Raw genomic sequence first — 504 nt, 5'->3', positions numbered from 1 at the left:
CAACCGGGCGCGCGCGGTCGCCCACGGCCTCGACGCCGTCTTCGACGTACGGGGCAGGCCGGACGCGCCCGCCGGGCAGGCCCCGCCGACGCTGCCCGCCGTACGGGCCGCGCGGGAGCTGTTCGGCGGGCTCGCCGACCCCTTCCGCCAGCTCGACGTGACGGCGCCGGAACTCGCGGCGCTCTGCGCGGGGATCGAGCTGTCGGCGGACGACGGGGCCGAGCGGACCGCCTGCGTCCGCACGGAGGACGAGGTCCTCGCGCTGTGGTGGGCCGGGGACCGCTCCGCCCTCGCCCCGGAACGGCTCGCGCAGGGCCTGCTCACCCCGGAATGGCTCGCCGCCGACCACCTCGGCGCCGCCAACGGCACGCTCTCGCCCGGCGGTACCGCCGCGGTGCACACCTGGCTCGCCGACCGGCTCAGCGAACCGGCGCCGGCAGCGGAGCGGCACGGCACCGAAGACGGAAGCGGCGGGGACGGGAGCGAAGGGCGGGCCGGGGACGG

The 504-nt window shown here is 79.2% G+C and carries 1 pseudogene; it reads left to right on the top strand.

From position 1 onward, the window contains the following. A pseudogene (locus tag G3I42_RS16790) lies at positions 1–504 on the top strand (hypothetical protein); the annotation flags it as partial.

The organism is Streptomyces sp. SID11385 (genome assembly GCF_010548245.1).
GTDB lineage: Bacteria > Actinomycetota > Actinomycetes > Streptomycetales > Streptomycetaceae > Streptomyces.
This window is presented reverse-complemented; position numbering and strand designations above follow the sequence as displayed.